Source organism: Ferrovibrio sp. GW821-FHT12D07 (assembly GCF_058807275.1).
The window spans coordinates 966995-985729 of sequence record NZ_JBXAQN010000002.1 but is presented as its reverse complement, the minus strand read 5'-3'; the positions used below and the strand labels follow the sequence as shown (position 1 = coordinate 985729).

General features: G+C 64.3%; 20 protein-coding genes. 17 read left to right on the top strand and 3 right to left on the bottom strand.

The genetic code is table 11. The features are described 5' to 3' along the window. Nucleotides 1–18 precede the first annotated feature (18 nt). The 4 genes from AC1RRE_RS16620 to AC1RRE_RS16605 are packed head-to-tail and all read left to right on the top strand — an operon-like array spanning nucleotide 19 to nucleotide 3401. Entirely contained in the window at nucleotides 19–675 is a 657-nt protein-coding gene (locus AC1RRE_RS16620; RefSeq protein ID WP_492982474.1) for a bifunctional 4-hydroxy-2-oxoglutarate aldolase/2-dehydro-3-deoxy-phosphogluconate aldolase, read from the top strand. A 1-nt stretch (nucleotide 676) separates the two neighbouring features. Next, entirely contained in the window at nucleotides 677–928 is a 252-nt protein-coding gene (locus AC1RRE_RS16615) for a DUF1272 domain-containing protein (RefSeq protein ID WP_492982472.1), read from the top strand. A 2-nt stretch (nucleotides 929–930) separates the two neighbouring features. Next, entirely contained in the window at nucleotides 931–2415 is a 1485-nt protein-coding gene (glpK, locus tag AC1RRE_RS16610; RefSeq protein ID WP_492982470.1) for a glycerol kinase GlpK, read from the top strand. Next, entirely contained in the window at nucleotides 2412–3401 is a 990-nt protein-coding gene (locus AC1RRE_RS16605) for a dienelactone hydrolase family protein (RefSeq protein WP_492982468.1), read from the top strand. The genes glpK and AC1RRE_RS16605 overlap by 4 nt, the downstream gene beginning before the upstream one ends. A gap of 3 nt (nucleotides 3402–3404) precedes the next feature. On the opposite strand, the gene AC1RRE_RS16600 is transcribed toward AC1RRE_RS16605, so the two are convergent. After that, complete coding sequence (locus tag AC1RRE_RS16600; protein ID WP_492982466.1) at nucleotides 3405–3830, bottom strand: hypothetical protein; 426 nt, start codon at nucleotides 3828–3830, stop codon at nucleotides 3405–3407. A gap of 162 nt (nucleotides 3831–3992) precedes the next feature. On the opposite strand from AC1RRE_RS16600, the gene AC1RRE_RS16595 reads away from it, so the two are divergent. From AC1RRE_RS16595 to AC1RRE_RS16570, 6 genes are all read left to right on the top strand, one after another. Then, nucleotides 3993–4499 (top strand): hypothetical protein, encoded by a 507-nt coding sequence (locus AC1RRE_RS16595; protein ID WP_492982464.1) that lies wholly within the window; start codon nucleotides 3993–3995, stop codon nucleotides 4497–4499. Nucleotides 4500–4908: 409 nt separating this feature from the next. Beyond that, entirely contained in the window at nucleotides 4909–5466 is a 558-nt protein-coding gene (locus AC1RRE_RS16590) for a F0F1 ATP synthase subunit delta (RefSeq protein WP_492982462.1), read from the top strand. Beyond that, complete coding sequence (gene atpA / locus AC1RRE_RS16585) at nucleotides 5466–6992, top strand: F0F1 ATP synthase subunit alpha (protein ID WP_492982460.1); 1527 nt, start codon at nucleotides 5466–5468, stop codon at nucleotides 6990–6992. The genes AC1RRE_RS16590 and atpA overlap by 1 nt, the downstream gene beginning before the upstream one ends. Before the next feature lie 25 nt (nucleotides 6993–7017). Next, nucleotides 7018–7905 carry a F0F1 ATP synthase subunit gamma gene (locus AC1RRE_RS16580; protein ID WP_492982458.1) on the top strand — a complete coding sequence of 296 codons (888 nt, stop codon included), beginning with the start codon at nucleotides 7018–7020 and terminating at the stop codon, nucleotides 7903–7905. 45 nt (nucleotides 7906–7950) lie between these two features. Further along, nucleotides 7951–9375 carry a F0F1 ATP synthase subunit beta gene (gene atpD, locus AC1RRE_RS16575; protein ID WP_492982456.1) on the top strand — a complete coding sequence of 475 codons (1425 nt, stop codon included), beginning with the start codon at nucleotides 7951–7953 and terminating at the stop codon, nucleotides 9373–9375. Between the two features lie 24 nt (nucleotides 9376–9399). Continuing rightward, nucleotides 9400–9801, top strand: coding sequence for a F0F1 ATP synthase subunit epsilon (locus AC1RRE_RS16570; protein ID WP_492982455.1), 402 nt, complete (start codon nucleotides 9400–9402; stop codon nucleotides 9799–9801). 206 nt (nucleotides 9802–10007) lie between these two features. On the opposite strand, the gene bluB is transcribed toward AC1RRE_RS16570, so the two are convergent. Together bluB and thiC are read right to left on the bottom strand one after the other, a co-directional pair. Next, complete coding sequence (gene bluB / locus AC1RRE_RS16565) at nucleotides 10008–10655, bottom strand: 5,6-dimethylbenzimidazole synthase (RefSeq protein ID WP_492982453.1); 648 nt, start codon at nucleotides 10653–10655, stop codon at nucleotides 10008–10010. Beyond that, a complete protein-coding gene (thiC, locus tag AC1RRE_RS16560) occupies nucleotides 10652–12460 on the bottom strand; it encodes a phosphomethylpyrimidine synthase ThiC (RefSeq protein ID WP_492982451.1) in 1809 nt (602 codons plus the stop codon). Before thiC ends, bluB begins: the two co-directional genes overlap by 4 nt. 385 nt (nucleotides 12461–12845) lie before the next feature. On the opposite strand from thiC, the gene AC1RRE_RS16555 reads away from it, so the two are divergent. From AC1RRE_RS16555 to AC1RRE_RS16525, 7 genes are all read left to right on the top strand, one after another. After that, nucleotides 12846–14522: a sensor histidine kinase gene (locus AC1RRE_RS16555; protein ID WP_492982449.1), complete on the top strand. Its 1677-nt coding sequence runs from the start codon at nucleotides 12846–12848 to the stop codon at nucleotides 14520–14522. Nucleotides 14523–14600: 78 nt separating this feature from the next. Continuing rightward, entirely contained in the window at nucleotides 14601–15044 is a 444-nt protein-coding gene (locus AC1RRE_RS16550; RefSeq protein ID WP_492982447.1) for an ArsR/SmtB family transcription factor, read from the top strand. Continuing rightward, entirely contained in the window at nucleotides 14930–15394 is a 465-nt protein-coding gene (locus tag AC1RRE_RS16545) for an SRPBCC family protein (RefSeq protein ID WP_492982445.1), read from the top strand. The genes AC1RRE_RS16550 and AC1RRE_RS16545 overlap by 115 nt, the downstream gene beginning before the upstream one ends. A gap of 10 nt (nucleotides 15395–15404) precedes the next feature. Beyond that, nucleotides 15405–15806, top strand: a complete 402-nt coding sequence (locus tag AC1RRE_RS16540) for a GFA family protein (RefSeq protein ID WP_492982443.1) — start codon at nucleotides 15405–15407, stop codon at nucleotides 15804–15806. Between the two features lie 14 nt (nucleotides 15807–15820). Continuing rightward, nucleotides 15821–16552, top strand: coding sequence for a DUF899 domain-containing protein (locus tag AC1RRE_RS16535; RefSeq protein WP_492982441.1), 732 nt, complete (start codon nucleotides 15821–15823; stop codon nucleotides 16550–16552). A gap of 94 nt (nucleotides 16553–16646) precedes the next feature. After that, a complete protein-coding gene (locus AC1RRE_RS16530; RefSeq protein WP_492982439.1) occupies nucleotides 16647–18200 on the top strand; it encodes an MFS transporter in 1554 nt (517 codons plus the stop codon). A gap of 31 nt (nucleotides 18201–18231) precedes the next feature. Further along, nucleotides 18232–18726 (top strand): SRPBCC family protein, encoded by a 495-nt coding sequence (locus tag AC1RRE_RS16525; protein WP_492982437.1) that lies wholly within the window; start codon nucleotides 18232–18234, stop codon nucleotides 18724–18726. Nucleotides 18727–18735: the final 9 nt, after the last annotated feature.

Here is an 18735-nt window from a genome sequence, read left to right as displayed (position 1 = left end):
AAAACAAAGGGAGGACTCATGCCGGATAAGAGTGCAGAGCGCAGTGTGGCCCTGGATGCGATCCTGGGGCAGGTTCCCGTTATTCCGGTTCTGGTCATTGAAGACGCGGACAAGGCCGTGCCGCTGGCCAGGGCGCTGGTGGCCGGCGGCGTCACCGTGCTGGAGATCACGCTGCGCTCGGCCGCGGCCCTCGATGCGATCAGGCGCATTGCCGCCGAGGTGCCCGAGGCCAAAGTGGGTGCCGGCACAGTCTTGAATCCCGCGCAGTTCGCTGCCGTCCAGCTTGCCGGCGCGCAGTTCGTCATCAGCCCCGGCGGCACGGAAGCGCTGTACTTCACCGCCAAGGATACCGGCCTGCCCTTCCTGCCCGGCGTGGCGAGCGCCAGCGAGGTGATGCGCGCCATGGAGCATGGCTTCACCCGTGCCAAGTTCTTCCCCGCCGAAAGCAGCGGCGGCATTCCGGCGCTGAAAAGCCTGCATGGGCCGTTCCCCGACATGCGCTTCTGCCCCACCGGCGGCATCACCGAGGCCAACCTGCGCAGCTATACCGCGCTGCCCAATGTGTTTGCCGCCGGCGGATCGTGGCTGGCGCCGAAGGACAAGGTCGCGGCCGGCGACTGGGCCGGAATCACCGCCATCGCCAAAAAGGCCATCGCCACGGCGAAAGGACAATAAGATGCTGGACCTGCGTCCGAACTGCGAATGCTGCAACATCGACCTCGCGCCCGATGCGGCGAACGCGATGATCTGCACCTTTGAATGCACCTTCTGCCGTGACTGCGCCGAGGCGACACTGAAAGGCATCTGCCCCAATTGCGGCGGCAACCTGGTGGCGCGCCCGGTGCGCCCGGCGGGCAAGCTGGCGAAATTCCCGGCCAGCACAAAGCGCGTGTTCAAGGCTGAGGGCTGCGGAGCGGCAGCAGAATAATCATGAGCAAATACGTTCTCGCCATCGACCAGGGCACGACCTCCAGCCGCGCCATCGTCTTCGATGCCTCCGGCCTGCCGGTCGCCACCGCGCAGAAGGAGCTGACCCAGCATTATCCGGCTGATGGCTGGGTCGAGCATGATGCCGAGGAAATCTGGCGCGACGTGCAGAGCGTGATGCGCGAGGCCGTGGCCAAGGCGAATCTGCGCGGTACCGACATCGCCGCCATCGGCATTACCAACCAGCGCGAGACCACGGTGATCTGGGAGCGCGGCACCGGCCGGCCGATCCATCATGCCATCGTCTGGCAGGACCGCCGCACCGCCGAACTCTGCCGCCGCAAGATCGCCGATGGCGCCGGCAGTCTGGTGCAGAAAAAGACCGGCTTGCTGATCGACAGCTATTTCTCCGCCACCAAGATCGCCTGGCTGCTCGACAACGTGCCCGGCGCCCGCGCCCGTGCCGAGAAGGGCGAACTCTGCTTCGGCACGATTGACAGCTTCCTGCTGTTCCGCCTCACCGGCGGTCAGGTGCATGCGACGGATGCGACCAACGCCTCGCGCACCATGCTGTTCGATATCACCACGCAGGAGTGGGACGACACGCTGCTGCAGCTGTTCACCGTGCCGCGTGCGCTGCTGCCCGTGGTGAAGGATTGCAGCGGTGAATTCGGCATCGCCACCGCCGATACGCTCGGCCATGCCATTCCCGTCACCGGCATCGCCGGCGACCAGCAGGCTGCCACCTTCGGTCAGGCCTGCTTCCAGCCCGGCATGGTCAAATCCACCTATGGCACCGGCTGTTTTGCCTTGGTCAATATCGGCGCCAAGCCCGTGCTGTCGAACAACCGCCTGCTCACCACGGTGGCCTATCGGCTGGACGGCAAGGTCACCTACGCATTGGAAGGCTCGATCTTCGTCGCCGGCGCCGCCGTGAAATGGCTGCGCGACGGGCTGAAGATCGTCGGCAGCGCCGCCGAAACCGCGACGCTGGCAGCGGCCGCGCCGGAAAACCACGGCGTCTATCTGGTGCCGGCTTTCGTGGGCCTTGGCGCGCCCTACTGGGACCCGGATGCGCGCGCCGCCCTGCTGGGCATGACGCTCGATACCGGGCGCAGCCATATCGCGCGCGCCACGCTGGAATCGGTCGCCTACCAGACCCGCGATCTCACCGCGGCGATGAAATCCGATGGCGCGCCGGCACCGGCCGCCATCCGTGTCGATGGCGGCATGGTGGCGAATGACTGGCTCTGCCAGTTCCTCGCCGACATGCTGAATGTCGCGGTCGAACGCCCCAAGGTGATCGAGACCACGGCGCTGGGCGCAGCCTATCTGGCGGGCCTGGCGGTCGGCGTCTATGCCGGTCTTGATGCGGTCGCCTATGGCTGGCATTGCGAGCGCCGCTTCGAGCCGCGCATGAACAGCGCTGCGCGCAGCCAGCTCTACGACGGCTGGAAAAAGGCCGTGGCCCGCGTCCTGACCAAATGATGAAAGTGGCTGCGCTCGGGCTGCTGCTTCTGCTGACAGCCTGTGCGCAGCAGAAATCCTCGACCTTCAGCGGCGAGAAGGTCACCTGGGAGAGCGTCGCCTGCACCGGCCAGCCGGTGATCTGCAACCGCATGCAGGCGATCGGCTATTTCTTCGCGCCGCCGAATGCCCCGAAAGCCAATAGCCGTGCCGCCGTGCTGGTCACCCATGGCTCACAGGGGCTCGATTCACGCCTGTTCGAATATGTCGACAGTCTGCGCGAAGCCGGTTTCGCGGCGTTGGTGATCGACCACTGGACGCCGCGCGGCGTCACCGTCACGCATCACGACTATGTTGCCGCCTCGCTGAAGGGGGCCAACGAATTCAACATGGCCTTCGACAGCCTGACCGCGGCGGCCTGGCTGCGGGCGCGTGGCTTCGACAAGATCGGCAGCATCGGCGAATCCCAGGGCGGCGCCGGCGGCATCATGCTGACCCAGAGATGGGCGCATGAGCAGGTCGAGCGCAATGTCACGCGGCTCTATGGCCGGCCGTTCACGGTCAAGCCGCTCGATGCAGTGGTCGGCCTCTATGGCTATTGCGGCTTCCGCCATGCGGTGCGCGACGGCTATGTCGCAACGCCCTTCCTGTTCATCACCGGCGCCGAGGATGACGAGACGCCGAGCCGCTATTGCGAACGCTATGTGCCGTGGATGAATGCGCGCGGCGGCAATGCCAGGATCACCGTGCTGCCCGGCGTCGGTCACAGCTTCGATGCACCCTATCGCCGCCAGCGCAACACCACCGGGCCGCATTACGCCAACTGCGATATCCTGGTCGAGGCCGACCGCGTCACCGAACTGAACAGCGGCGCCACCATGCCGGGGCAGGATACGCGGCCGATGATGGCGCGCTGCGTCGGCACGGGCTACCACAGCGGCTATGTCGGCGACCGTTTCGTGGCGGTGCCGCACTGGACCGGCTTCTTCCGCCAGACGTTGTTGTAGGCGTCAACTCGCCACGTAGATCAGCAGCACGCTGCCGCCGAAGCCGAGCAGGATGCAGGCCACCGCATAGGTCGCGTACCAGCCGCGCCGCTGCGGCATCAGTCGCGTGGTCAGGCTGAACAGCAGCACTGCGGCCACCAGCACGCTGCCCGGCACCGCTTTCGCCGGCCGCACCAGATAGGGGCCGTAATGCTCCAGCAGGCCAGGCGAGAACTGTTCACCGATCGCCAATGCGAGTGTGATCACCAAAGGAAGCAGCGCCAGCATACCGGCGATGCGCGCCGCCCAGACTTTCCACGGGTCGCGCGGATCGGCCACACGATGCCGGCGCGAGACATACAGCCCGACCAGCGCGATCACGATCAGGGTCAGGCCGCCGATCAGGCTCGGCCGGCCGATATAGACCAGGATGGGCCATAGCTCGCTCATGCCGTCTCCATCAGCGTGGCGCCTCTATATCTATAAAGATTGGGTCCGGCCTGCTGCCTGCCAAGGCAGGAGGATGTGACCATTTGTTCTTTTAATGTTCTCATTTTCATGATAGGATCGCTGCCAGTCCCGCAAAATCTGGAAGACTGGAAAGGCATCGCCATGAACGATGGCTCTATCGATTTGATTTCGAACGAAAAATCTGAAAAACGCCGGCAAGTCGACTGGCCGCTCGCCGCCGGCCTGCTCGCCCGGGGTCTGTCGGTGGAGACGGCGGCCGGGCAGCGGGGCTGCCCGCCCTCGGTGTTGCGCCGAAACCTGAAGCGCTCGCCCAGCTTCCGCCGGCGTATCGAGCAGGCGGCCGAGGAGCAGCGGCTGATGGCGCAGCTCCGTTTCATGGCGCTGGGCGAGCATGCGGTGCTGCATCTGGAGCATGCGGAAAAGCTGGACGCCCGCACCCTGCAATGGCTGGGCGCGCAGATCGGGCTGGAGCGCCTCGGGCCCAAACTGGAGGGCGACATCGCGGCCCGCTGGGAGGTGGCGCTGGGCCTGAAACCGAAGGCGGAGATGGCGGTGGCCGCACCCAAGAAGCCGGGTGAGCTGGACTACTACACGCATGCCGAACTCGACGCGATGCTGGCTGAGGTGCGCGAAGGACGGGAGGATTAATGGCGCGCGCTGGCTGGAATTGGTCGGAATTGGTCAAAATTGGCATGAATTGGCCAGGGTTGGCGCGGATTGGCTGAAATTGGCATGGGGGCTGGCGGGCATTGGCTGACGCTGGCCGGATTTGCGCATTCTGCGTGCGCGGATCGCACGGTTTACGACCATGCGGGCAGCCGTTGGCGCACTGCGACAAAAGGCTTGCGCCATGCGGCCGGCCGGGCTGTTGCGCCCCCCAGACCCGTATGCTAGTTAAACGCGGCTTTCGCGCCGGGGGGGCCGTAAAAAAGCTATAGCCACCCCGCAAATTCCTTAAGTCGTGCAAGGTCTTAAGCGGTGCGTCGCAGGGCAGGTCGGAGTTCTCCGGTCGAGTCCCGCCCGACAGCGCCGGTCCTGTTTAGAAGAAGGGTCGTTCGTGGCTGAAACTACGCTCGTCTCCGGCATTGCCGGCCGCTACGCGACTGCGCTGTTCGATCTGGCGCGCGATGCGGGCCAGCTTGATGCCGTCGCCAAGGATCTGAATGCTGTCGCCGGCATGCTGGCGGAGTCCAAGGATCTCGTCCGTCTGGTGCGCTCGCCGGCCTTCAGCCGCGAAGACCAGGCCAAGGCCATCGCCGCCGTCGCCGAAAAGGCCGGTTTAAGCGACCTGGTCCGCCGTTTCCTCGGCGTCGTGGCGGGCAACCGCCGCCTGTTCGCGCTCAGCGACATCATCGCGTCCTTCAAGACGCTGCTCAGCCATCATCGCGGCGAGACCGTTGCCGATGTCGTCTCGGCCGTGCCGCTGAACGATGCGCAGCTCGCCCAGATCAAGTCTTCGTTGTCGACGGCCTCCGCCGGCAATGTCGTGATCAACGCCAAGGTCGATCCCTCGCTGATCGGCGGCCTGATCGTCAAATTCGGTTCGCGCATGATCGATGCGTCGATCCAGACCAAACTCAACAGTCTCAAGACCGTTATGAAAGGTGTTGCGTGATGGATATCCGCGCCGCAGAGATTTCTGAAATCCTGAAGAGCCAGATCAAGAATTTCGGCGCCGAAGCCGAAGTCTCGGAAGTCGGTCAGGTTCTGTCCATCGGTGACGGCATTGCCCGCGTCCATGGCCTCGACAAGGTCCAGGCCGGCGAGATGGTCGAATTCCCCGGTGGCGTGAAGGGCATGGCCCTCAACCTGGAAACCGACAACGTCGGCGTCGTGATCTTCGGTGAAGATCGCGGCATCAAGGAAGGCGACACCGTCAAGCGTACCGGCGCCATCGTGGACGTTCCGGTCGGCATGGGTCTGCTGGGCCGCGTCGTCGACGCGCTGGGCAACCCGATCGACGGCAAGGGCCCGCTCAAGGACGTCAAGCGCGCCCGCGTGGAAGTGAAGGCCCCCGGCATCATCCCGCGCAAGTCGGTGCATGAGCCGATGCAGACCGGCCTGAAGGCGCTCGACGCCCTCGTGCCCGTCGGCCGCGGCCAGCGCGAACTGATCATCGGCGATCGCCAGACCGGCAAGACCGCCGTCGCGATCGACGCCATCCTGAACCAGAAGGCCACCAACAAGGGCGACGAGAAGAAGAAGCTCTTCTGCATCTACGTCGCGGTCGGCCAGAAGCGTTCGACGGTTGCCCAGGTCGTGAAGACCCTGGAAGAAGCCGGCGCCATGGAATACTCGATCGTGGTGGCCGCCACCGCGTCCGAGCCGGCGCCGCTGCAGTTCCTGGCCCCGTATACCGGTTGCGCCATGGGCGAGTTCTTCCGCGACAACGGCATGCATGCCGTGATCGTGTATGACGATCTGTCCAAGCAGGCCGTCGCCTATCGCCAGATGTCGCTGCTGCTGCGCCGCCCGCCGGGCCGCGAAGCCTATCCGGGCGACGTGTTCTACATCCACTCGCGCCTGCTGGAACGCGCCGCGAAGATGTCGGACAAGAATGGCGCCGGTTCGCTCACCGCCCTGCCGGTCATCGAGACCCAGGCCGGCGACGTGTCGGCCTACATTCCGACCAACGTCATCTCGATCACCGACGGTCAGATCTTCCTGGAAACCGAACTCTTCTATAAGGGCATCCGCCCGGCCATCAACGTCGGCCTCTCGGTGTCCCGCGTCGGTTCGGCCGCGCAGATCAAGGCGATGAAGCAGGTTGCCGGCTCGATCAAGCTGGAACTTGCGCAGTATCGCGAAATGGCCGCCTTCGCCCAGTTCGGTTCGGATCTCGATCCGGCGACCCAGCGCCTGCTGAACCGCGGCGCGCGTCTGACCGAACTGCTGAAGCAGGCCCAGTACCAGCCGCTGCCGGTCGAAGAGCAGGTCGTCTCGATCTATGCCGGCGTGAAGGGTTATCTCGACAAGCTGCCGGTCGCCAATGTCGGCCGCTTCGAGCAGACCCTGCTGAGCACCATCAAGTCCAAGCATGGCGACATTCTGTCTGGCATCCGTGAGAGCCAGGCGCTGACGCCGGACCTGGAAGGCAAACTCAAGGCCGTGCTCGAAGAGCTCGCCAAGACCTTCGCCTGAGCCGCTGAACCACGGGTAGAGCTTCATGCCTAGCCTCAAGTCACTGCGCGTTCGGATCAACTCGGTCAAATCGACCCAGAAGATCACGAAGGCGATGAAGATGGTGGCAGCCAGCAAGCTGCGCCGCGCCCAGGAGGCCGCCGAAGCGGCGCGTCCTTATGCTGAGCGCATGGCGCAGATCATGGCGTCGCTGTCGGCTGCCCAGATGGGTTCCGACACCGCACCGAAGCTGATGATCGGCACCGGCAAGGATCAGGTTCATCTCCTGATCGTCGCCACCGCCGAACGCGGCCTCTGCGGCGCGTTCAATTCCTCGATCGTCAAGCTGGCTCGCCGCAAGATCGAAGAACTGACCGCCGCCGGCAAGACGGTGAAGATTCTCTGCGTGGGCAAGAAGGGCCGCGACCAGCTGCGTCGCGACCATGCGAGCAAGATCGCCGATACCGTCGATCTGGCCAAGGTCAAGAAAGTGGGCTTCGGTGAAGCCCAGGAGATCGCCGATCGCGTGCTGGCCATGTATGAGGCCGGTGACTTCGACGTCGCGCACATCTTCTACAACAACTTCAAGTCGGTGATCAGCCAGATCCCGACCGTGCAGCAGCTCATCCCGGCCATGGTGGTCGCCGATGAGACGAATGCCGGTCCGGACCTGCAGGGTGCGATCTACGAATTCGAGCCGGACGAGGAAACCATTCTCGATCAGCTGCTGCCGCGTAACCTGTCGATGCAGGTCTACCGTGCGCTGCTGGAGAACGCGGCTTCCGAGCAGGGCGCCCGCATGTCCGCGATGGACAACGCGACGCGCAATGCCGGCGAGATGATCAAGAAACTCACGACCGTCTACAACCGGTCGCGTCAGGCCCAGATCACCAAAGAACTTATCGAAATCATCTCCGGCGCCGAGGCGGTCTAAGACCGCGCGCTGGACGAGACGGAAAAGAGAGAGCGGAGCAGCATCATGGCTACGAACAAGACGGGTCGCATTACCCAGGTCATCGGCGCGGTTGTCGACGTGCAGTTCGACGGTTACCTGCCGGCGATCCTGAACGCCCTTCATTGCACCAACCAGGGCAACCATCTGGTGCTCGAAGTGGCGCAGCATCTGGGCGAACAGACCGTCCGCACCATCGCGATGGACTCGACCGACGGTCTGGTCCGCGGCATGGAAGTCACCGACACCGGCAGCGCCATCTCGGTGCCGGTCGGTCAGGAGACGCTCGGCCGCATCATCAACGTGATCGGTCAGCCGATCGACGAGCGCGGCCCGATCAACGCCAAGCATGCCGCGCCGATCCATGCGCCGGCCCCGGAATATGTCGACCAGTCGACTGAACAGAAGGTGTTGGTCACCGGCATCAAGGTCGTCGATCTGCTCGCGCCCTACTCGAAGGGCGGCAAGATCGGCCTGTTCGGCGGCGCCGGCGTCGGCAAGACCGTGCTGATCATGGAGCTGATCAACAACATCGCGAAGACGCACGGCGGCTACTCGGTGTTCGCCGGCGTGGGCGAGCGTACCCGCGAAGGCAACGATCTCTACCACGAAATGATGGAATCGGGCGTCATCAAGACCGACGGCCCGGGCTCGAAGGTTGCCCTGGTGTACGGCCAGATGAACGAGCCGCCGGGCGCCCGCGCCCGCGTCGCGCTGACCGGTCTGACGCTGGCGGAATACTTCCGCGACCAGGAAGGCCAGGACGTGCTGTTCTTCGTCGACAACATCTTCCGCTTCACCCAGGCGGGTTCGGAAATGTCGGCGCTGCTCGGTCGTATCCCGTCGGCGGTGGGTTACCAGCCGACGCTGGCCACCGACATGGGCATGCTGCAGGAGCGCATCACCTCGACCCATAAGGGCTCGATCACCTCGGTGCAGGCCATTTACGTGCCCGCCGACGATTTGACTGATCCGGCGCCTGCCACCTCGTTCGCGCACTTGGATGCGACCACCGTGCTGTCGCGCCAGATCGCCGAGCTGGGCATCTATCCGGCCGTCGATCCGCTCGACTCGACCTCGCGCATTCTCGATCCGCGCATCGTCGGCGAAGAGCATTACGACATCGCCCGCCGCGTGCAGTCGATCCTGCAGAGCTACAAGTCGCTGCAGGACATCATCGCCATCCTGGGCATGGACGAACTGTCGGAAGAAGACAAGCTGACGGTTGCCCGCGCCCGCAAGATCCAGCGCTTCCTGTCGCAGCCCTTCGACGTGGCCCAGGTGTTCACCGGCTCGCCGGGCGTGCAGGTGCCGCTGGCCGAGACGATCCGTGGCTTCAAGGAAATCGTCGACGGCAAGCACGATCACCTGCCGGAGTCGGCCTTCTACATGGTCGGCACCATCGACGAGGCGATTGCCAAGGCGAAGAAGCTCGCGGCCGAAGCGGCCTAAGGCCTTCGCGTAAAGGAGTAGACCATGGCGGAGACCGTCAGGTTCGAACTGGTATCGCCCGAGAAGCTGCTTCTCAGCGTCGATGCCGAAATGGTGGTGGTGCCCGGTGAGGCCGGCGACTTCGGCGTTCTGCCGGGTCACAGCCCGCTGATCTCGACCATCCGCAACGGCATCATCGAAGTGACGGTGAACGGCCAGGTGGCGGAGCGCATCTTCGTCGCCGGCGGTTTCGCCGAAGTGGCGAATGACAAGCTGACCGTGCTGGCCGAAGAGGCCACCCCGGTGTCGAAGCTGGATCGTGCGAAGGTCGAAGCGGCGCTGAAAGACGCCCGCGAGGATTTCGAGGACGCCAAGGACGACCACGCCAAGGCCCGCGCCAACGCGCGCGTCGAGAAATACATCGCCATGCTCGAGGCGGCGGCGTAAGCCACAGCGTCATAGAGTTTCGATCAAGGCCCGCCTCAAAACCGGGCCTTGATTTTTGACTCCAGGGTACCAGTTTCGTTCTTTATCTGCTGTTGCCCATCGTGAATCCGTTTGTTCCTTGCGACCCTGGATGCCCGCTTTCGCGGGCATGACGAAGAAAACACTGTCGTCGTTCCCGCGAAAGCGGGAACCCAGAGTCCGAAGCGTTACCGTTTCAGGATGTGCTCGCTCACGTCGCGGCGATGCTCCCAACCGGCGCGCTGCAATTCGGGCGTGATGGTCTCTTCCTCGGGCCAGCCGACGCATAGGTAAGCGACCAGCTTCCAGTCTGCCTCGACCTCCAGGTCGCGGGTGAGGGCTTCCGGCTCGAAGATCGAGACCCAGCCGGCGCCCAGGCCTGCCGCGCGCGCCGCCAGCCAGAAGCCGTAGACCGCCATCACGGCGGAATAGTCCAGCATCTCGGGCATGGTGCGGCGGCCGAGCCCGTGGCCCTGCAGCGTCGCCTCGTCGGCGAAGACCGCCAGATGCACCGGCGCTTCTTTCAGGCCCGCCAGTTTCAGCGAGGCATAGAGCTTCGCCTGCTCGCCGCTGTAATCGCCGAGCGCCTCTTTATTCGCGCGTTCGAAATTCGCGATCACCTTGGCGCGGCGGTCAGGCTGCTCGACCAGCACGAAGCGCCAGGGTTGACTATTCCCAACACTGGGCGCCAGCGCTGCCGTCTCCAGCAGCGTCGCCACCAGGGCATCCGGCACGGGCTGGTGCGGCTTGAAGCGGCGCACATCGCGCCGCCAGGCCATCAGCTCGGCCAGCTTGCCCTGGAAGGCATCATCGAAGACCGGCGGCGCCTGGCTCATGGGGCCGGATGATATATCTCTCCGCCATCCTTGCGGAAGCGTTCCGCCATCTCGGTCATGCCGGCCTGCGCGACATCATTCTGCTGCCGGGCGGCGTCGCGCACCTCCTGGCTGATCTTCATGGAGCAGAATTTCGGCCCGCACATGGAGCAGAAATGCGCCGTCTTGTGCGCCTCCTTGGGCAGGGTCTGGTCGTGGAACTGCGCTGCCGTCTCGGGGTCCAGCCCCAGATTGAACTGGTCCTCCCAGCGGAACTCGAAGCGGGCGCGGGAGAGCGCATCGTCGCGGCGCGCAGCGCCCGGATGGCCTTTCGCCAGGTCGGCGGCATGGGCGGCGATCTTGTAGGTCACCACGCCGACCTTCACGTCGTTGCGGTCGGGCAGGCCCAGATGCTCCTTCGGCGTCACGTAGCAGAGCATGGCGCAGCCGTACCAGCCGATCATCGCCGCGCCGATGCCGCTGGTGATGTGGTCATAGCCCGGCGCGATGTCTGTCGTGAGCGGGCCTAAGGTATAGAAGGGTGCCTCACCGCAGGTTTTCAGCTGCTTGTCCATGTTGGCCTTGATCTTGTGCATGGCGACATGGCCCGGGCCCTCGATCATCACCTGCACGCCCTTGGCCCAGGCAATCCTGGTGAGCTCGCCCAGCGTCTCCAGCTCGGCGAACTGCGCGGCGTCGTTGGCATCGGCCGTCGAGCCCGGCCGCAGCCCGTCGCCCAGTGAGAAGCTGATGTCATAGGCCCGCATGATGTCGCAGATATCCTCGAAATGCGTATAGAGGAAATTCTCCTCATGATGCGCCAGGCACCATTTCGCCATGATCGAACCGCCGCGCGAGACAATGCCGGTGACGCGGTTGGCTGTCAGTGGAATGTAGCTGAGCCGCACGCCGGCATGAATGGTGAAGTAATCCACGCCCTGTTCAGCCTGCTCGATCAGCGTGTCGCGATAGACCTCCCAGGTCAGGTCCTCGGCCTTGCCGTTCACTTTCTCCAGCGCCTGATAGATCGGCACGGTGCCGATCGGGACGGGCGAGTTGCGCAGAATCCAGTCGCGGATGTTGTGGATGTTGCGGCCAGTGGAAAGGTCCATCACCGTGTCGGCGCCCCAGCGGATCGCCCAGACCATCTTGTCGATTTCCTCGGCCACTGAAGACGTGACGGCGGAATTGCCGATATTGGCGTTGATCTTCACCAGGAAATTGCGGCCGATGATCATCGGCTCCAGCTCCGGGTGATTGATGTTGCAGGGAATGATGGCGCGGCCGCGGGCGATCTCGTCGCGCACGAATTCCGGGGTCACGAAGTCGGGAATCTCTGCACCGAAATCCTCGCCGTCGCGTTTGGCCAGTTCCTGTCGCGCTTCGTTCTCGCGGATGGCCACGTATTCCATCTCGGGCGTGATGATGCCGCGCCGTGCATATTCGTATTGCGTCACTGCCATGCCGGCCTTGGCGCGCAGCGGGCGCGGATGCAGCGGGAAGGCCGGCACCGACCTGGCGCCGCCATTGTCTTCCGGCTTCACCAGGCGGCCATCGTAAACCTCCACGTCGCCGCGTGCTTCGATCAGACGCGTGCGCCAGCGCGGCAGACCGCGATTGATGTCGATCTCGGCCTCGGGATCGGTATAGGGCCCGGACGTGTCATAGACCGGCAACGGCGGTTCGTTGGCGGAAACATGCGTGGCGATCTCGCGATGCGGCACGCGGATATCGGGGTGAAGAACACCCGGCTGGTAGACCTTCACCGAGGCCGGCAAGGGGCCGATGGTGATCTTGAAGTTGGGGGCGTCGGCAAGCGTGTCCATGGGGATCTCCGTATCAACAGACGACAGGAGATCCGGGGTGTGGTGGATGTTCGCGGAATGCAGACGGCATGCGTCAGCATGCGCCATACGACCGTTCCCTCCGCCGGCATGACCCGGATCAGGTTCACAAGCCCGCGATCACGGCTGGGCCGGGATGGCGGGGCTTCAGGGTCACGGCGTTGCAGATGGTTGAGGTCTGCCGGCCGAATCTCAGCGCCCTAGCGGCGCCCCCCTCGGTAAGGCGGATGGTGGCGCGAAGGGCGCTCGGGGTCAACCCGGGGCCCGGTTCGCAACCTGTAACTGTGCACGGATCGTAATACGCGATTTACAGAGGCGATTCCGGCACGGCATTGTGACAGCAGTGGTCGCGGGGAAGGAAGCAAGCATGCGCTGGGTCCTGGATTTCCTGGAAACCGACGGGTTCCTGCCACATGGCATGTGCCTGATCTGGAAGCCGGAGGTGTTCTGGCTGCACTTCGTTGCCGATTCCGTCATCGCGCTGAGCTACTTCGCCATTCCCGCCGCGCTGCTCTATGTGGCGATCCGGCGCAGTGACCTGGTGCCGCGCTGGCTGCTGGGCCTGTTCATGGCTTTCATCGTGCTGTGTGGCCTGACGCATCTGCTGGGCGTCTGGGTGTTGTGGAATCCCGATTACGGCGTCGAGGGTCTGGTGAAAGCCGTGACGGCGCTGGTTTCGGTGGCGACCGCCGTGTCACTGATTCCGGCGGTGCGTCTGGTCGGCCGCATGCCGAGCGCCGGCCAGTGGATCGACACCAACAAGCGCCTGAGCCGCCAGATGGCCGAGCGCCGCGCCGCCGAAGCCCAGGTGCGCGCCCTGAACGCCGAACTGGAATCACGCATCAGCGCCCGCACGGCCGAGCTGGAGGCGACCAACGGCCGGCTGCAGCATGAGGTGGAGGAGCGAACCCTGGCCGAGCAGCGCTTCCGCCATGTGGCCGATCTGAGCGTCGACTGGATCTGGGAGACCGATGCCGATCTGGTCTACACCTACATGTCGGACCGGGTGGAGCAGGTGACGGGCCTGCGCGTGACCGATTATGTGGGCCGGTCGCGCATCGAGATGTTCGATGACATCACGACCGATCCGTTCCTGCAGCAGCATGTCGAGGACCTGCGCGGTCACCGGCCGTTTTCCGATCTGGTGCAATGGCTGCACCGCCCGCGCGGTCTGGTTTGCATCAGCGTCAGCGGCCGACCACGCTTTGATGCCGATGGCGGTTTCATCGGCTATATCGGCGTCGGCCGCGACGTCACCCAGGAGCAGATGCAGCGTCGCCGCCTGGAAGACATGAACTTCGCGCTGGCCGAGGCACGCGACCAGGCGCTGCGCGCCTCGAAAAGCAAATCCTCGTTCCTGGCGCATATGAGCCACGAGCTGCGCACGCCGATGAACGCCATCCTGGGCTTTGCCGAGGTGATGAAGGACCAGGTGATCGGCCCGCTGGAAGAGCGGTATCGCACCTATGCCACCCATATCCATGACAGCGCCCTGCATCTGCTGAGCCTGATCAACGATGTGCTCGACCTGTCCAAGATCGAGGCCGGCGCCTATGAGCTGCAGGAAGCCAGCGTCGACCTGCCGGCCGTGGGTGCGCGCGCCCTGCGCCAGGTGGAGGCCGCCGCGCATGACGGCGGCGTCGCGCTGACCATGGACATGCCGCGCGACCTGCCGGCGCTATGGGCGGATCAGCGCGCGGTGTTCCAGATCACGCTGAACCTGCTGACCAATGCGGTGAAGTTCACACCGCGCGACGGCCAGGTCACATTGTTCGCGCGACTGGAGCAGGGTGACGGTGTCGCCTTCGGTGTGCGTGATACCGGCATTGGCATGGATGAGGACGAGATCGCCAAGGCACTGCAGCGCTTCGGGCAGGTCGACAACGTGATGACGCGCGAGCGTCAGGGCTCCGGCCTCGGCCTGCCGCTGGTGCAGGAGCTGGCGCTGCTGCATGGCGGCGCCGTCAGCGTGCAGTCCTCACCAGGCGAGGGCACCGTGGTGACGGTGCGCTTCGGTGCCGACCGGGTGGGAAACCGCGAATAACGCCACATCATCGCCTGTGAGGCCCGTCACGAAACGACGGGGTTGACAATCTGCCGCTGCGGCTCAATACTAAACCTCATGGTTAAGTATTCACAACCCCAGCTGGACCGCACCTTTGCAGCCCTTGCAGACCCGACGAGACGGGCCCTGCTGGCGCAGCTCGAGGCGCAGGACAGCATCACGATCAGCGACCTGGCCCGGCCGTTTCCGGTGTCGCTGCCGGCGATCATGAAGCATCTCGACGTGCTGTCGGATGCCGGCCTGATCACCCGGACCAAAAGCGGTCGGACGGTTACCTGCCGGCTCAATGCCGGTCCTATGGAGCAGGCCATGGACTGGCTGCATCGCTATCAACGGTTCTGGTCCACGTCGCTTGATCGTCTCGCTGCCTTTGTCGAGGAAAAGTCATGTCCGCCCAAGCTCTCTCTGGTGCCCCCGTCCGCCCCAGCCTCACCCTCAAGCGCCGGCTCAAAGCCACGCCCGCCAAAGTCTACCGGGCCTGGACGGACCCCGCGCAAATAGTCGCGTGGTTCGGCCCCGGCAATTGCGAGTATCTGGCGTCTGACATCGATCTGCGCATCGGTGGCCGTTTCCGCGTGGCCTTCCGCACCGATATCGATGGCAAGGCGGATGAGACCCATGAGGTCGGCGGCACCTACAAGGAGATCGTGGAGAACCAGAAGCTGGTGTTCAGCTGGAACTGGTCGACCACGCCTGACCGCGTGTCGCAGGTCACGGTCACGCTGAAGCCCGATGGCGACAGCACGATCCTGACCCTGCATCACGAGCAGATGTTCGACGAAGCCTCCAAGACTCGTCATACGCGCGGCTGGACCGCCTCGCTGGACAAGCTGGAAGCGCAATTCGCCTGAAAGGATGGCCATGAAACGCCGATATGCAGGCAGCTGTCATTGCGGCGCCGTGCGGTTTGAATGCGAGCTTGACCTGTCGGCCGACACCAGCCGGTGCAACTGCTCGGTCTGCCGCAAGGCGCGGCTCTGGAAGGCCATTGCGACCGAAGATGCGGTCACGGTGCTGCAGGGCGAGGATCGCCTGACGGAGTACCGCTTCGGCAGCCGCACGATCCGGCATTTCTTCTGCAGCCAGTGCGGCATCAAGCCGTTCGGTCGCGGTGATATCGAAGGGCTGGGACCGTTCTATGCCATCAATCTCGGCTGCCTGGACGATGCCGGGGATGCCGAACTGGCTTCGGCGCCCGTCAGGTTCGAGGACGGCCGGAACAACGACTGGAGCCATGCTCCGGCCGAGACGCGTCACCTGTAGCGAAGGAGAGGACCATGGAAAACCATAAAGTCGTATCCCGCGAAGACTGGCTGGCCGCGCGCAAGGCGCATCTGGCCCGCGAAAAGGAAATCACGCATGCCATGGACCGGCTGCATGAGGACCGTCGCGCCCTGCCCTGGGTGAAGGTGGACAAGAATTACGTCTTCGAGACCACGGCGGGCCGCAAGACGCTATCGGACCTGTTCGGTCGCAACAGCCAGTTGATCGTCTATCATTTCATGTTCGGTCCAGACTGGGAGGCCGGCTGTCCGGGCTGTTCCTTCCTGGCTGACCATATCGACGGCGCCAACCAGCACCTCAAGCACCATGACGTGTCGCTGGTGGCGGTATCGCGGGGACCGCTGGACAAGCTGCAGGCCTATCGCAAGCGCATGGGCTGGAAATTCGACTGGGTGTCGTCGCAGGGCAGCGATTTTAACCACGACTACCATGTCTCCTTCACACCCGAAGAGCTGGAGGCCGGCAAGATTTTCTACAATTTCGAGCAGATCAAGGATGGCAATGACGAACTGCCCGGCACCAGCGTGTTCTACAAGGATGCGAAAGGCGACATCTTTCACACCTATTCATCCTATGCCCGTGGCGGTGACATCCTGATCGGCACGCATAATTACCTCGACCTGACGCCGAAGGGCCGCAACGAATCCTCAACCATGGACTGGATGCGGCGCCACGACGAATACGAGGATGCACCGAAAGCCAATGCCGACTGCTGCAACGACTGAATGTCACGGTGATACCTGACGGTCCTTGTCAGGTATCACCGGTAGACTGTCGCGTTCCAGAATCATAACCACCTCGCAGACAGAAAGACCTGTCATGACTGCTTTAGATCAACCGCAAGATGCGGCCGGCGTTGCTTTGCCTGCCCCCAAGGCCGGCCGCCGCGAATGGATCGGCCTCGCCGTGCTGGCGCTGCCCTGCCTGCTCTATTCGATGGACCTGACCGTCCTGAATCTGGCCGTGCCGCAGCTCAGCGCCGACCTGCAGCCCAGCAGCATCCAGCTGCTGTGGATCGTCGATATCTATGGTTTCATGGTAGCCGGGTCGCTGGTCACCATGGGCACGTTGGGCGACCGCATCGGCCGCCGCCGGGTTCTGATGATCGGCGCGGTCGCCTTCGGCCTCGCGTCGCTCTTTGCCGCCTTCGTCACCAGTGCCGAAATGCTGATCCTGGCGCGCGCCCTGCTGGGGATTGCCGCGGCCACGCTGGCGCCATCCACGCTATCGCTGATCCGCAACATGTTCCTTGATCCGCAGGAGCGCACGGTGGCGATCGGCATCTGGATCGCCAGCTTCTCGGCTGGCGGCGCACTCAGCCCGGTGATTGGCGGCATCCTGCTGACGTATTTCTGGTGGGGGTCTGTCTTCCTGGTGGCGCTGCCGGTGATGGCGATGCTGCTGGTGCTGGGGCCGATCCTGCTGCCGGAATATCGCGATCCCAAGGCGGGCAGGCTGGATATCCTCAGCGCCGTTCTGTCGCTGGCGGCTGTGCTGACCATGATCTATGGCATCAAGCGTCTGGCCGAATATGGCCCGAACAGCCTCTCGGCAGTGTTCGTATTGCTGGGTCTGGTCATCGGCATGGTCTTTGTGCGCCGGCAGATGCGTCTGGCCGATCCGCTGATCGACATGCGCCTGTTCCGCTCGCCGGCTTTCAGCGCGTCGCTGGCCGTCAACATCATCGCCGTCTTCGTGGCCTTCGGCATGTTCCTGTTCCTGGCGCAGTATTTCCAGCTGGTGCTGGGCATGAGCGCGTTTGAGGCCGGCCTGTGGATGGCGCCGATGGGCCTGACCTTCGTTGTCGGGTCGATGATCGCGCCGGGAATCATCCGGCGCCTGCGCCCCGGTTTCGTGCTGGCCGGCGGCCTGACGATGACGGCCATCGGCTATGTGATGATCGGTCAGGCCGAGGCGGGATTCTGGCTGCTGATGACTGGCTCGGTGATCTTCTGCCTGGGCCTGTCGCCGGTGTTCACGCTGACGACGGACCTGATCATCGGCAGCGCGCCGCCCGAGCGGGCCGGTGCAGCCTCGGCGCTGGCCGAAACCAGCTCTGAATTCGGCGGCGCGCTGGGCATCGCCATCCTCGGCAGTCTTGCCACGGCGGCTTACCGCAACAGCATGAATGCGGCGATTCCGGCCGATCTGCCGGCCGACATAGCCGAAGCGGCGCGCAGCACGCTGGGCGGCGCGATGGCGGCGGCGGCGGAGCTTCCGCCGGGGCCCGGCGCGGCCCTGCTGGATGCCGCCCGCTATGCATTCTCGCAAGGATTCTTCCTCAGCGTGCTGGCTTGTGCGGCGATCGCCGCCGCCGGCGCGGTGCTGGCTGCCGTGATGCTGCGGCGCGTGCAGCTCGGTGGTGCGCATTGATCTCCTCCCCCAGAGAAAAAGGACTGCAACCATGTCGAACAAGACCAATCTGAAACTCACACCATCTGGCGACAGCGACATCGTACTGACGCAGGTGCTGAACGCGCTGCCGCGTCAGGTCTTCGATGCGTTGACCAGGCCTGAGCTGATGCATCGCTGGTTCGCGCCGCCGGGCATGACCCTTGCCGTCTGCGAGGTCGATCTGAAGGTTGGCGGCCGGTATCGCCATGTCTGGAAACGGGGCGATGGCCCGGAGATGGGCATGGGTGGCGAATATCGCGAGATCGATGCACCGCATCGCCTGGTGCATACCGAGGCCTTCGATACGCCATGGTATCCGGGCATCGCCGTGCTGACCACGACGCTGACCGAGCAGGCTGGCGGCCAGACCGGTTTCAAGGCCGTGCTGCATTACGAGACCAAGGATGCCCGCGACATGGTGCTCGGCTCCAACATGGAGCAGGGCGTGGCGATGGTTTACGACCGCCTGCACGATCTGTTGGCGGCCTCGAAGGCTGCGGCCTGATCACCGGAA